Source organism: Sinomicrobium oceani (assembly GCF_900119185.1).
Taxonomy (GTDB): Bacteria; Bacteroidota; Bacteroidia; order Flavobacteriales; family Flavobacteriaceae; genus Sinomicrobium; species Sinomicrobium oceani.
In genome coordinates, this window is the sequence record NZ_FPJE01000001.1 from 145,455 (window position 1) to 159,318 (window position 13,864).

General features: G+C 47.0%; 13 protein-coding genes. All 13 read left to right on the top strand.

The annotated features are described in order from the left end of the window. The first annotated feature begins 148 nt into the window (after positions 1 to 148). The 13 genes from udk to BT112_RS00695 all read left to right on the top strand — a co-directional run bounded on the left by udk (position 149) and on the right by BT112_RS00695 (position 13,856). Positions 149 to 757: a uridine kinase gene (udk, locus tag BT112_RS00635; RefSeq protein ID WP_072315363.1), complete on the top strand. Its 609-nt coding sequence runs from the start codon at positions 149 to 151 to the stop codon at positions 755 to 757. A 102-nt stretch (positions 758 to 859) separates the two neighbouring features. After that, the gene (locus BT112_RS00640) at positions 860 to 1,207 is read left to right on the top strand and encodes an FtsB family cell division protein (protein WP_072315364.1); all 348 of its coding nucleotides are present in this window, start codon (positions 860 to 862) and stop codon (positions 1,205 to 1,207) included. A 146-nt stretch (positions 1,208 to 1,353) separates the two neighbouring features. Next, entirely contained in the window at positions 1,354 to 2,739 is a 1,386-nt protein-coding gene (locus BT112_RS00645; protein ID WP_072315365.1) for a methylmalonyl-CoA mutase subunit beta, read from the top strand. Between the two features lie 111 nt (positions 2,740 to 2,850). After that, positions 2,851 to 4,980, top strand: coding sequence for a methylmalonyl-CoA mutase (gene scpA / locus BT112_RS00650; protein ID WP_072315366.1), 2,130 nt, complete (start codon positions 2,851 to 2,853; stop codon positions 4,978 to 4,980). Between the two features lie 106 nt (positions 4,981 to 5,086). Continuing rightward, complete coding sequence (locus tag BT112_RS00655) at positions 5,087 to 5,965, top strand: SDR family oxidoreductase (protein ID WP_072315367.1); 879 nt, start codon at positions 5,087 to 5,089, stop codon at positions 5,963 to 5,965. A gap of 186 nt (positions 5,966 to 6,151) precedes the next feature. After that, the gene (locus BT112_RS00660; protein ID WP_072315368.1) at positions 6,152 to 6,925 is read left to right on the top strand and encodes a ParA family protein; all 774 of its coding nucleotides are present in this window, start codon (positions 6,152 to 6,154) and stop codon (positions 6,923 to 6,925) included. Next, complete coding sequence (locus BT112_RS00665) at positions 6,925 to 7,821, top strand: ParB/RepB/Spo0J family partition protein (RefSeq protein ID WP_072315369.1); 897 nt, start codon at positions 6,925 to 6,927, stop codon at positions 7,819 to 7,821. The genes BT112_RS00660 and BT112_RS00665 overlap by 1 nt, the downstream gene beginning before the upstream one ends. A 72-nt stretch (positions 7,822 to 7,893) precedes the next feature. Then, a complete protein-coding gene (locus tag BT112_RS00670; RefSeq protein WP_245776953.1) occupies positions 7,894 to 8,661 on the top strand; it encodes a DUF5683 domain-containing protein in 768 nt (255 codons plus the stop codon). A 104-nt stretch (positions 8,662 to 8,765) separates the two neighbouring features. Further along, positions 8,766 to 9,467, top strand: a complete 702-nt coding sequence (dapB, locus tag BT112_RS00675) for a 4-hydroxy-tetrahydrodipicolinate reductase (protein WP_072315370.1) — start codon at positions 8,766 to 8,768, stop codon at positions 9,465 to 9,467. 96 nt (positions 9,468 to 9,563) lie between these two features. After that, positions 9,564 to 11,096 (top strand): signal peptidase I, encoded by a 1,533-nt coding sequence (lepB, locus tag BT112_RS00680; protein WP_072315371.1) that lies wholly within the window; start codon positions 9,564 to 9,566, stop codon positions 11,094 to 11,096. A gap of 63 nt (positions 11,097 to 11,159) precedes the next feature. Continuing rightward, on the top strand, positions 11,160 to 11,774 hold the full coding sequence (locus BT112_RS00685) for a WbqC family protein (RefSeq protein ID WP_245776954.1): 615 nt from the start codon (positions 11,160 to 11,162) through the stop codon (positions 11,772 to 11,774). Positions 11,775 to 11,960: 186 nt separating this feature from the next. Next, positions 11,961 to 13,541 carry a signal peptidase I gene (gene lepB, locus BT112_RS00690; RefSeq protein WP_072315373.1) on the top strand — a complete coding sequence of 527 codons (1,581 nt, stop codon included), beginning with the start codon at positions 11,961 to 11,963 and terminating at the stop codon, positions 13,539 to 13,541. Next, positions 13,542 to 13,856 carry a DUF6122 family protein gene (locus BT112_RS00695; RefSeq protein WP_072315374.1) on the top strand — a complete coding sequence of 105 codons (315 nt, stop codon included), beginning with the start codon at positions 13,542 to 13,544 and terminating at the stop codon, positions 13,854 to 13,856. The last annotated feature ends 8 nt before the right edge of the window (positions 13,857 to 13,864 follow it).

The window sequence follows — 13,864 nt, forward strand, 5'->3', positions numbered from 1 at the left end:
TTATTTCTGCACCCTGTTTTTCCCGGACGTTCCGGGTCCCTCTCTTCCTGTATCCGGAGATACATTTCCGCCCGTGGTACTTATTTTTGTGAAGTCACTGACATTTTTAAGTTGCTTTCGTTAAATTTGCCGAAAAACAAAACAGTTCATGTTAATCATAGGAATCGCCGGTGGAACGGGTTGCGGCAAAACCACCGTTGTTAACCAGATCATCGACGAATTACCGGAAAATGAAGTAGGTGTTATTTCACAGGATTCCTACTATAAAGACACATCGCACCTGTCTTATGAAGAGCGGACCAAAATAAACTTTGATCACCCCAGGGCCATCGATTTCGATCTCCTGGTAAATCACCTGAAAACTTTAAAAGAGGGCGAACCCGTGCATCAGCCGGTCTACTCTTTTGTAAAGCACAACCGAACCAAAGATACGGTGCTGACCCATCCGCGAAAAGTGATGATCGTGGAGGGTATCCTTATTCTCACACATCCCGAGATAAGGGATATGTTTGATATTAAAATATTCGTTCACGCCGATTCGGACGAGCGCCTGATCCGTCGTTTAAAAAGAGATATCAACGAGCGCGGAAGAGACCTGGACGAAGTATTGAACCGTTACCAGAATACGCTCAAACCCATGCACCAGCAATTTATCGAACCGACAAAAGAATTTGCAGATATCATAATCCCGAACAATAAATACAATACCGTGGCAGTTGGTATAGTACGAACTATTATCAACGAGAAACTGGCCTGAAAAGCCGGTTGAAGAAGACACCCCCTGCGCCCGGAACGCAAAACCGCTTCCGAACGGCGTAGATAAGATCGCATAAGCAGGAACCTTTTATATTCATAGCGGATGAATTTTATAAAAAAAATACGAACGAACAGGTGGTTTTCATTCTTCAGTAATATTTATGTTATTGTATTGACGGTCTTTGCGGTGTGGATGATCTTTTTCGATACCAATTCCCTGCTTACACACATGGAACTCGAAAAAGAAATTGATAAATTGCAAAAGCAAAAAGAGTACCTGCAAAAAGAGATCAGCGAAGACAAAAAGGTTATCGACAACCTTAAAGAAGATCGTAATATAGAAAAATTTGCCCGGGAAGAATACTATTTCAAGAAAGACGACGAGGAGATCTATATTATAGAGAAGCAGGACAGCATTGCTTGGAAAAAGAAAAAAAAGAAAAAGGAATAGTTTCCGTAACGATCGGGAACCGGACCACATAACGGCTTAAAACGGGTAAGTCCATCGGGGTGGCTCCGTCATAAAGCTCCGAAATAGTCCTTAAATACGGAGTGGGATTTTCCCTTGCTTTTTAAGGACATAAAACCAGTACAGGCATGCATAAACTTCTGTTTGACGAGTTCCCCGAAGTTTCCGCCAAGATGTGGAAACAAAAAATCCAATTTGATCTCAAGGGGGCAGAATACAGTACATTACTCTCAAAAGCCGCCGAAGGTATCGATATCAGGCCTTTTTACCACCCGGACGATGCTATACCGGTACATGCCGGCCTCAAGAAGTCCGGAAGCTGGAAAACCGGGCAGAGGATATACGCCGGAAATGAAGAAATGGCCGCCAAAAAAGCGATACATGCCATCGACCGCGGTGCGGAAAGCCTTTGGTTTACTGTGCCTTCCGAGGATACCGATCTTTCCGCCCTGCTCGGTCAGCTCCCCGCTACCGGGGTATCCCTGCATATCCAACCCCTGTTTCTGAGTCCGGATTTTACCAGGAAATCACAGGAGCAGCTTTCCGGCTTTTCAAAGGTTTACCTGCACAACGATACCATAGGCAACCTCGCCCGGAGCGGCAACTGGTTCTACACCTTCGAAAAAGATCGTGATCTTTTCCTGCAGACCATAGGATCGGGAGAAAAACTCAGTAGCGTGATCACTACAGATCTCTCCCTGTATCAGAATGCAGGGGCTAATATCGTGCAACAACTGGCCTATGCCATGGCCCATATCAATGAATATCTCAACCTGCCGGAAACCACAACGGCACTGGACGGCAGGACTGTTGTTTTTAAAACTGCCATAGGTTCCGATTACTTCTTCGAGATCGCTAAATTACGTGCCCTTAGAATTTTATGGCACACACTGAGCCGGCAGTACGGGATAAAGACCGAATGTCATATCCTGGCCTTCCCTACCCGACGAAATAAAACGCTTTACGATTACAATGTCAATATGCTGCGGACTACCACCGAATGTATGAGTGCCATTCTCGGTGGTGCCGACACTATTTGCAACCTCCCTTATGACTCCATCTACCACAAAGACAACGAGTTTTCAGAACGCATAGCCCGTAACCAGCTTCTTATCCTGAAAAACGAGAGTTATTTCGACAAAGTATCCAATCCGGCAGACGGGGCTTATTACATCGAAGACATCACCAACAGGATATCGGAAAAAGCCCTCGATATCTTTAAACAGATCGAAGCCGGCGGGGGCTTTCTGCAACAACTGAAAGACCATACCATTCAGAAAAAAATAAAAGAAAGTGCCCGTACGGAACAGCAGTTGTTCGATGAAGGACAGCATGTACTGATAGGTACCAACACCTATCGAAACCCCGACGACCGGATGACCGGAGCACTGGAATTGTTCCCCTTTATCAAAACCAGGCCGAGAAAAACACTGATCGAACCGGTTACAGAAAGAAGGTTGGCCGAAAAGACCGAACAGGAACGCCTGGCACGGGAACAAAAGAACAACGATTAAGGTTTCGTCCGTCCGGAACACTCAAGCTGTAATATCCCGGTAACAGATATTATTGGAAGCCACCGGAAAAAAGGGGGATCATTATGTGTAATACAAAGACCGACATTACCCATGAAAAGAAAAAATCTTCAACATATCACACTATCATATCCGGAAGACAAACCAACGGCTTCCGGAGCGCACCATACCTTTGCCGAAGGCATTGAAGTAAAGCCGGAGTTCACGAAAAAAGACCTCAGGGATACCGGGCATCTCCGTTTTGCAGCCGGAATTCCGCCTTTTCTGCGGGGTCCTTACAGTACCATGCATGTCTCACGTCCATGGACGATAAGACAATATGCCGGGTTCTCCACTGCCGAAGAGAGCAACGCCTTCTACCGCCGTAATCTCGCTGCCGGACAGAAAGGACTTTCGGTCGCTTTTGATCTGGCCACCCATCGCGGGTACGACAGCGATCACGAACGTGTGGTTGGCGATGTGGGAAAAGCCGGAGTAGCCATAGATTCGGTGGAAGACATGAAAATATTGTTTGACCGGATTCCTCTCGATCAGATGTCCGTATCCATGACCATGAACGGTGCGGTACTGCCTGTTATGGCTTTTTATATCGTAGTAGCCGAAGAGCAGGGCGTATCTCCGAAACAACTATCCGGAACCATACAAAACGATATTCTCAAGGAGTTTATGGTTAGGAATACCTATATCTATCCGCCAGGTCCCTCCATGAAGATCATTGCGGATATTTTCGGGTACACCAGCAAAAACATGCCGAGGTTCAACAGCATCAGCATCTCCGGATACCACATGCAGGAAGCCGGGGCTACTGCCGATATCGAACTGGCCTATACCCTGGCTGACGGGCTTGAGTATATCCGCACGGGGCTCCAGGCAGGGATGGATATCGACACCTTTGCCCCCCGCCTTTCCTTTTTCTGGGCCATCGGGATGAATCACTTTATGGAAATTGCCAAAATGCGGGCCGGGCGGATGCTTTGGGCAAAGCTCGTTAAACAGTTTGGCCCGAAAAACGAAAAATCACTTTCGCTGCGTACCCACTGCCAGACCAGCGGATGGAGCCTGACCGAACAGGATCCTTTCAACAATGTTGCCCGTACCTGTATCGAGGCATCAGCAGCCGTATTCGGAGGTACACAATCGCTCCACACCAATGCGCTTGACGAAGCCATTGCATTACCCACCGATTTTTCTGCCAGGATAGCCCGGAATACGCAGTTATACCTCCAGGAAGAGACCGGGATTACCCGCACGGTCGATCCCTGGGCCGGAAGCTATTACGTCGAGTATCTTACGGACCGGATAGCGCAACAGGCCTGGAAACTCATCGAAGAAGTCGAAGCGCTCGGCGGAATGACAAAAGCCATCGAAGCCGGGATCCCGAAAATGCGTATCGAAGAAGCCGCCGCCCGCAAACAGGCCCGTATAGACAGCGGGCAGGATATTATTGTAGGTGTCAATAAATACCGTCTGAAAAAAGAAGATCCCCTCCACATCCTCGAAGTAGATAATCAGACCGTAAGAAAACAACAGGTAGAGCGACTGGAAAAAATAAAGACGGAGCGCGATACCCGACAGGTGAAAGCTGCGCTCGAAAAAATAAGCGCATGTGCCCGTACAGGTGAAGGAAATTTATTAGATTTAGCCGTTCATGCTGCAAGGCACCGGGCGACACTCGGAGAGATCAGTGATGCGCTCAGTGCTGTTTTCGGCAGACATAAAGCCAGAATTCAATCTTTTACCGGGGTGTATTCCAAAGAAATAAAGAACGATCGGAGTTTCGAAAAAGCCAGACAACTGGCCGATGAGTTTGCCGCACTGGAAGGGCGAAGACCGCGGATCATGATCGCCAAAATGGGACAGGACGGTCACGATCGCGGAGCCAAAGTCGTAGCTACGGGCTATGCCGATGTAGGCTTTGACGTAGACATAGGCCCCTTGTTCCAGACACCCGCCGAAGCGGCCAAACAAGCCGTGGAAAACGATGTGCACATCCTGGGGGTTTCCTCACTCGCCGCAGGGCACAAAACCCTGGTGCCCCAGGTTATCGAAGCCTTAAAAGCTTACGGACGCGAAGATATCCTCGTTATCGTCGGCGGTGTGATCCCCGCACAGGACTACGATTTTCTTTTTGATGCCGGAGCCATAGCTGTTTTCGGCCCCGGAACCAGGATCAGCGATGCAGCCATACAAATGCTGGAGATTCTGATACAAATGCACTCGTAAACCGTTCCGGATCACACGATCTAAATACCATGCACGGGAAAACTTTTTAACGTATTGGTTACTATGCACGCATACTAAATTTTGTATCTTTACGAAAAACACAGCTATCATGTACACCGACAAAATGCTTCGCGACGATGCGCTTAAAGGAAAAAACATCGTAGTTACCGGCGGCGGCAGTGGCCTTGGCAAGGCCATGACAAAATACTTCCTCGAGCTCGGGGCCCGTGTGGCCATTACATCCCGCGACCTGGAAAAACTGCAACATACGGCCAGGGAACTCGAAGATGAGACCGGGGGTACCTGCCTTCCCGTAGCCTGCGACGTCCGGCATTACGATCAGGTCGAAGCTATGCTGAAACAAGTCCTGGACAACTTCGGGCAAGTCGATGTGCTGCTCAACAATGCAGCCGGGAATTTTATCTCTCCTACCGAAAGATTATCGGCCAATGCTTTCGATACTATAATAGACATCGTACTGAAAGGCAGCAAAAACTGCACTCTTGCTTTCGGAAAGCACTGGATAGCCGGCAAACAACAAAATACGGTTGTACTCAACATTGTCACTACCTATTCCTGGACAGGTTCGGCCTATGTTGTGCCCAGCGCTACCGCTAAAGCCGGTGTACTGGCCATGACACGAAGCCTTGCTGTAGAATGGGCCAAATACGGTATCCGTTTTAATGCCATTGCTCCCGGGCCCTTCCCTACCAAAGGAGCATGGGACCGTTTACTCCCCGGAGAACTCAAGGAAAAATTCGACCTGGCCAGGAAAGTTCCGCTGAAACGCGTGGGAGAACACCAGGAACTCGCTAACCTGGCAGCCTACCTCGTATCCGATTTTGCCGCCTATCTCAACGGAGAGGTCATCACCATAGACGGTGGTGAGTGGCTCAAGGGGGCGGGACAATTTAACCTTCTCGATCAGATCCCGGAAGCGATGTGGGATATGCTCGAAAATACAATCCGGAAAAACTCCAGATAACGGTGTTTTCCGAACCCCGAAATCGTACAGACAGAAACTTATAAAACATTCTATACCCGTATGCTTATCGGTATACGGGGTATAATCGCAAGGCATACAATGACCTGCAGGGCACTGTTAACAAATTTCATTTTCAAAACCCGGAAATAGTTGTATTTTTACCTGTCTAAATCCAATTGAAATTACATGGGTAAAATAATAGCCATTGCGAATCAGAAAGGCGGCGTAGGCAAGACCACTACGTCTGTTAATCTGGCTGCCTCACTCGGTGTTCTGGAAAAGAAGGTTCTTCTTATTGACGCCGACCCGCAAGCCAATGCCACTTCCGGACTGGGTTTGGATGTAGAAGAGATCGAAGCAGGAACATACCAGCTCCTGGAGCACACCATGAATGCCAAAGACGCCATTATCGGCACGGATTCCCCGAATGTAGACCTTATCCCCGCACATATAGACCTCGTTGCTATTGAAATAGAACTGGTAGACAAAGATCGTAGAGAATATATGCTCAAGGAAGCGCTCGCAGGCCTTCGCGACGAATATGATTATATTCTTATCGACTGTGCCCCCTCACTGGGATTACTGACACTCAATGCCCTGACGGCGGCAGACGCTGTCATCATTCCCATACAGTGCGAATACTTTGCCCTGGAAGGCCTTGGAAAACTGCTGAACACTATAAAAAGCGTACAGAAGATCCACAATCACAACCTCGATATCGAAGGGCTGTTACTCACTATGTACGACGCCAGGCTACGCCTTTCCAACCAGGTCGTGGAAGAAGTGCAGAAACACTTTAACGATATGGTCTTCGAAACGATCATCCAAAGGAATGTACGCCTCAGTGAGGCTCCGAGTTACGGAGAAAGTATCATTAATTATGATGCGAGCAGTAAGGGAGCGGCAAATTATTTAAATTTGGCCCACGAAATCATTAAAAAGAACAAGCAGACGGTTTAATGGCAAAAGCGACAAAAAAACAAGCATTAGGAAGAGGATTATCAGCATTATTGAAGGACCCGGAAAATGATATCAAGACGGCGACCGACAAAAATGCGGATAAAGTGGTAGGTAATATTGTAGAGTTGGATATCACAGCCATTGAAGTTAATCCTTTTCAGCCGCGGACCAATTTTAACGAAGATACACTCCAGGAACTGGCTACCTCCATCAAAGAATTGGGGGTTATCCAACCGATTACGGTACGGAAGATAGAGTTCAACAAATACCAGCTCGTCTCGGGAGAACGACGATTCCGGGCTTCCAAGCTGGTCGGTCTCACTACTGTTCCGGCTTATATACGTATCGCCAATGACCAGGAATCCCTGGAAATGGCCCTGGTGGAAAATATACAACGGCAGGATCTCGACCCTATTGAGATCGCCCTTTCTTACCAGCGTCTTATCGATGAAATACAACTCACCCAGGAACAACTCAGTGACCGGGTAGGAAAAAAACGCTCTACCATAGCCAACTACCTCAGGCTCCTGAAACTCGACCCCATCATCCAGACGGGAATGCGCGACGGTTTTGTGAGTATGGGACACGGCAGAGCGCTGATCAATATCGAAGACAAAGAAGTACAACTGGCTATCTACGAGAAGATCATATCCAATGGCCTGTCCGTAAGGGAAACCGAGAAGCTGGTCAAGACACTCCAGGAAAAAGACGGCAAAACAGCTTCAGAACCCGCGTCGGGCAAGCTCCCCACTTATATCGATGACAAGATGGGAGAAATCGCAGAATACTTTTCCACCAAAGTAGACGTTAAGGTATCCAGGAACGGCAAGGGAAAACTCATTATCCCTTTTCATTCCCGCGAAGATTTCATCCGGCTGACCAAACTCTTAAAATAAGAACACCGATAGACACCAAATACAGTACATAACGTTTTCCGGAATACGGAATACCAAAATAACGAGTACCGAATGCCAAGTACCACATGCAAAGTATCATCCCGAAATGTCAGTATCGGGTACCCGTCTTCGGATACTTCAGCCCGGATTGCCGGCAGATATGGTAGTTTCACAAGAAGTTTTTACTGCCGTACGCACTTTCCTGCGGATCACCCACACCAACTCCTGCTGCTTTGCCTCTTTGTATTTTTTCTTACTCTCTTTCAGCCCGTTACGGCACAGGAAGAAACCGAAAAAGACTCGACACGTACAGAAAAACCTGTGGTTATCCGGGATACCGTGCTTACGGAAAGGTTCACCATAGATCCTCTGTCTCCCAGTAAAGCCGCATTCTATTCGGCCATACTGCCCGGACTCGGCCAGATATACAACAAAAGATACTGGAAGGTTCCTATTGTGTACGGAGCCATAGGTACCGGTCTGTATTTTTATATATCCAACAAAGACCAGTACCACCGCTACAGGAATGCCTATAAAAGAAGGCTTGCCGGTTTTACGGATGACGAATTCTATAATCTCGACGGTATAGCCAATGCAGACGGAAGCCCGGACGTATCCATGGATGCCCTCCGGCGGGCTCAGGACTACTACCAGCGGTACAAAGACCTTTCATTGCTTATAACCATAGGGCTATATGCATTGAACATCATCGATGCCAATGTCGATGCGCACCTCAAACAGCACAATATAAGCCAGGACCTTACGCTGCGTCCCCTTATCGTCCCCAATGATTTTACCACAGGCACTACATTCGGACTATCTCTTAGTTTTAATTTTTGACCTGAAAGTAACGCACATTACCGGAAAATGAGATACGAAAAATCTATTTCCGGAATATATCATATAAAAAACACCTGAAGAGAATATCTAAACCAAGTACGATAATGAAAATAGCATTACTGGGATACGGAAAAATGGGAAAAATGATCGAGCAAACGGCCATTTCCCGTAACCATGAGATTATAGCGAAGATCGACAACGAATTTACTGCCGGAGATATTAAAAATGCCGATGTGGCCATCGATTTCAGCATTCCTTCCGCAGCTTTTAACAATATAACGACTTGTTTTAAAAACGGCATCCCCGTGATTTCCGGAACAACGGGCTGGCTGGACAAATACGACGAAGCCATAGCGTGCTGTAAGAAAAATAACGGTGCCTTTATATACGCCTCCAACTTTAGCCTGGGGGTTAACATTTTCTTTCAGCTTAATGCATACCTGGCGCAGATGATGTCCGGTTTAAAAGAATACCAGATCGGTATGGAGGAGATCCATCATACGCAAAAGCTCGATGCCCCGAGCGGGACCGCTATCACTCTGGCCGAAGGTATTATTAAAAACACCTCAAAAACCGGCTGGAAACTCGATCATGCCGGAGAGCATGAGATCCCGATCGTTGCCAAACGTATCGAAAATGTACCCGGAACACACAGTATCCGGTATTCGAGCAAGGTCGATGATATCGAAATTACCCATACCGCCCACAATCGGGAAGGATTTGCTCTTGGCGCCGTTATCGCTGCGGAATGGATCATCGGTAAAACCGGTATATTCGATATGAAAGATGTTTTAAATCTTCGGTAAAAAAATAATTTTCGCCGCCTTTTGTGTATTTTGCACTGAAAACATCATCACCGTACTACGGAGAGGTGAAGAAAAACAACTTACAATAAGATTACAATGACAGCAACAGCATGGTTTGTTTTTTTCCTTGTCCTGCAGGTCGTTCATTTTGCCGGAACCTGGAAATTATACCAAAAGGCAGGAAGAAAAGCATGGGAAGCCCTTATCCCCGTTTATAATGCCGTGATCCTGATGAAAATCGTCAACAGGCCATGGTGGTGGGTGGTCCTGTTATTTATTCCCATCATAAACCTCATCATGTTTCCGGTGGTATGGGTGGAAACCGCGCGCAGTTTTGGCAGGAACTCCACCACAGACACCTGGCTGACCATCCTCTCGCTGGGTTTATACCTGTACTACATCAACTCCCTCGACGTATCGCATATACCGGAGAGGAGTACAAAACCTGCAACGGCGACAGGAGAATGGGTAAGTTCCATTCTTTTTGCCATTGTGGCGGCTACACTGGTGCATACCTATATTATGCAGCCTTATGTAATTCCCACTTCCTCCCTGGAAAAATCCCTGCTGGTGGGTGATTTTCTCTTTGTCAGTAAATTTCACTACGGGGCAAGGACGCCGATGACCGCTGTGGCTGCTCCTATGGTGCACGACACTATTCCGGGGTTGAAAATAAAATCGTACCTGAACAAACCACAACTCCCCTATTTCCGGTTCCCGGCACTTCAGCATATTCGCAGGAACGACATTGTAGTCTTTAACTGGCCAACGGACACCGTCCGGTATTTCGGAGACCGGAGGATTCCGGGTGTACATAAACCCATTGACAAAAAATCGAATTACGTTAAACGCTGTGTTGGTATTCCGGGAGATTCCCTCCGGATACGGAACGGCTACGTCTATATAAACGGGCAACGCCTGCAATTACCGGACCGTGCAAAAACTCAGTATTCGTACCTGGTGAAGACCAAAGGAGGAGAACTGAGCCGCTCATATATGTATGAAAGATTTGGCGTGACCGACCCTTTTTACCAGGTGGGAAACAATACCTACCGCTTTACCGCGCTCACCGAAGAAAGTGCCTCACGGCTCGAAAAAAATCAGAATGTGGTCAGTGTAGAAAGACGGATAGCGTCGGAAGGCTTGCCGGATCCGCGTATTTTTCCCAATACGAGGGACAAAAAATGGAGTACGGACAATTTCGGGCCGATCTATATTCCGAAAAAAGGAAAGACCGTAACGCTTAATTCCGAAAGTCTACCGTTTTACCGCAGAATCATCGAAGAATACGAACACCATACCCTTGAGGAAAAAGGCGGACATATACTCATTGATGGGCAGCAAACGGATGCCTATACATTTCAACAGGATTATTTCTGGATGATGGGCGATAACCGGCATAACTCGGAGGACAGCAGGTACTGGGGTTATGTACCGGAAGATCATATCGTCGGCAAACCCGTATTTATCTGGATGAGCTGGGATAACCAGGGTGGTGGTGTACGTTGGGAAAGGGTCTTCACTACAGTAGGAGGTTCCGGAGAACCTGTATCCTACCTCAAATACGTACTGATTGTCGTGGCCGGATGGATCATCTTTAGTTTTATACGAAAGAAACGTAAAAAATAATAACTTAACCGGGAATTCACCGCAGTTCCCGGTCGCTCTTGTGTTATGGAACAAAAAATTCTCATGCACCCAACATACTTCCCTTCTGTTATGCACATGGTCGGGATCGTAAACCACCGGGTAACTCTGGAAATGCACGACAATTTCCAGAAACAAACCTACCGGAACCGTATGTACGTATACGGCCCCGGAGGAAAACAACTTTTATCTATTCCCGTAAAGCACAGTAAAACGGAAGACCATCAGAAGTACAGGGACATTCGTATAGAACACGACTTCAACTGGCGTAAACAACACTGGAAAACTCTGGAAACCGCATACAGGACCTCTCCTTTTTTTGAATTCTACGAAGACGATCTCGCTCCCATCTTCGAAAAGAAAACCGTGTTTCTCATGGATCTCAACCTGGAAACCATGACTTTTTTATGCGATGTATTACAGATTGATCCGGAATACGACAAAACCTCTTCGTACACCAAAACAATATCCGGACGGAAAGATTATCGGTTTATGGTCGACGCCAAAGAAGAACCTGCGTACGAACTCGCCCCATACACCCAGGTTTTCGCGGAAAAACACGGTTTCATATCCAACTTAAGTATGCTCGACCTGCTGTTCAACGAAGGGCCCAACACCCTCAATTATCTCGAGCAACAAAAATTATCCGGCTTGTACTAACCGGATTTTTCTCTTTCTCCGTATCGGAACTTCCTTTATTTGGAAGAAAAACACAGGAGCTACTATATTTTTTTACTCCGGTAACGGGTTTCTTTGTTAAACATCCGTTAACTTCGCAAAAAACCGTAACGCTTTTGTGTACTTTTCTACCCATTAAGCATAGATAAACCGAGTAAAAATATATAAATGACTGCAACAGGTTGGTTCTTATTTTTTCTAATCCTCCAAATCGTCCATTTTGCCGGCACCTGGAAACTCTATCAGAAAGCCGGAAGAAAAGCATGGGAAGCGCTTATCCCCGTGTATAATGCCATAGTGCTCATGAAAATTATCAACCGCCCGGTATGGTGGGTGATACTGCTTTTCATTCCTATTATAAACCTTATTATGTTCCCGGTGGTATGGGTAGAAACCGCAAGAAGTTATGGCCGTAACAGTACGGCAGACACCTGGCTGACCATACTGACCCTCGGGCTTTATATTTACTACATCAATTATGCCCTGGAAGTCACCTATATCCCCGAAAGAAGTCTGAAACCACGGACTGCCACGGGCGAGTGGGTCAGCTCCATACTTTTTGCCATCGTTGCCGCCACGCTGGTGCACACATATATCATGCAACCATACGTGATACCGACTTCTTCCCTGGAAAAGTCTTTACTGGTCGGGGATTTTCTCTTCGTCAGCAAATTTCACTACGGGGCCAGGGTGCCGATGACCACCGTTGCCGCCCCCATGGTGCACGACACCATACCCGGACTGGGCATGAAGTCGTACCTGTTCAACGATGACATTTCCAAAAAGAATACCTCCTGGATGAATAAATTCCAGTTGCCCTATATGCGGCTTCCCGGATTTGAGGACATTAAACGCAATGAGATCGTGGTGTTCAATCAGCCTGCCGATACCTTAAGGGATATGAATGATTTTTACCCGGACAGAAATTATTACAAACCTATCGATAAAAAAACCAATCTCGTAAAACGATGTGTAGGTGTGCCCGGGGACTCTCTCGAAATCAGGGACGGATATGTTTATATCAACGGAGAAAAAACCGTACTCCCCGACCGGGCAAGACCTCAGTATTCTTATATCGTCAAAACCAACGGGGCTAACCTCAGCCCGGCTTATATGTACGAAAGGTTTGACGTAACGGACAATTTCGGACAGCGTTCGGACGGAAGCTACTATTTTGTAGCTCTGACCGAAGAAAGTGCCCTGAGACTCTCCAAAACCCCCAATGTAGTCAGTGTAGAACGCCAGGTAGAAGCTTCCGGACGCCCTAACCCACGTCTTTTCCCCAACACTAAAGACAATATGTGGAGTGCGGATAATTTCGGGCCGATATACATCCCCGAAAAAGGAAAAAAGATAGCGCTGACCAAAGAAAACCTGCCGCTTTACAAACGTATTATCCGCGAATACGAAGGCAATACGTTACAGGTTAACGGAAACGAAATCACAATCAACGGGCAACCTGCGGAATCCTATACTTTTAAACAGGATTATTACTGGATGATGGGAGATAACCGGGACAATTCCATAGACAGCCGGTATTGGGGATATGTACCTTTTGACCATGTGGTCGGAAAACCGGTATTTGTCTGGTTCAGCTGGGATAAGATCAGTAAAAATGTACGCTGGGACCGGGTTTTTACCACGGTTAACGGGTCAGGAAAACCGGTATCTTATTTCAAATACTTTCTTATTGCGGTAGCCGCCTGGATCGTATTCGGTTTTATACGCAAAAAGAAAATTAAAAAATAAGTGCTGCGGTTTTGCATTCACTACGGGATCCATTTTATTTTACCTGTCCTGATAGCTTACAGGTTTTATCGCCCGCGGTTTCTGCGGGTGAGCCTTATCCTGTTATCGGGCATACTGATAGATCTGGATCATCTGCCGGCCATACCGGTATTTGATCCGGACCGTTGCAGTATCGGTTTTCACCTGCTGCACAGTTACCCGGCCATTGTCCTGTACATATTGCTATTCCTCTGGAAACCTACACGTATTGCCGGGCTCGCACTCCTGATCCACATTCTTGCCGATGTGACGGATTGCCTGATGATGAACCTCTGAACGGTAAT

Bases quoted from the DNA above. Each gene is read 5' to 3' on its own strand.
- udk (WP_072315363.1), top strand. From the start codon at position 149: ATGTTAATCATAGGAATCGCCGGTGGAACGGGTTGCGGCAAAACCACC.
- BT112_RS00670 (WP_245776953.1), top strand. From the start codon at position 7,894: ATGCCAAGTACCACATGCAAAGTATCATCCCGAAATGTCAGTATCGGG.
- lepB (WP_072315371.1), top strand. From the start codon at position 9,564: ATGACAGCAACAGCATGGTTTGTTTTTTTCCTTGTCCTGCAGGTCGTT.
- BT112_RS00665 (WP_072315369.1), top strand. From the start codon at position 6,925: ATGGCAAAAGCGACAAAAAAACAAGCATTAGGAAGAGGATTATCAGCA.
- BT112_RS00660 (WP_072315368.1), top strand. From the start codon at position 6,152: ATGGGTAAAATAATAGCCATTGCGAATCAGAAAGGCGGCGTAGGCAAG.
- BT112_RS00645 (WP_072315365.1), top strand. From the start codon at position 1,354: ATGCATAAACTTCTGTTTGACGAGTTCCCCGAAGTTTCCGCCAAGATG.
- BT112_RS00685 (WP_245776954.1), top strand. From the start codon at position 11,160: ATGCACCCAACATACTTCCCTTCTGTTATGCACATGGTCGGGATCGTA.
- scpA (WP_072315366.1), top strand. From the start codon at position 2,851: ATGAAAAGAAAAAATCTTCAACATATCACACTATCATATCCGGAAGAC.
- lepB (WP_072315373.1), top strand. From the start codon at position 11,961: ATGACTGCAACAGGTTGGTTCTTATTTTTTCTAATCCTCCAAATCGTC.
- BT112_RS00640 (WP_072315364.1), top strand. From the start codon at position 860: ATGAATTTTATAAAAAAAATACGAACGAACAGGTGGTTTTCATTCTTC.
- dapB (WP_072315370.1), top strand. From the start codon at position 8,766: ATGAAAATAGCATTACTGGGATACGGAAAAATGGGAAAAATGATCGAG.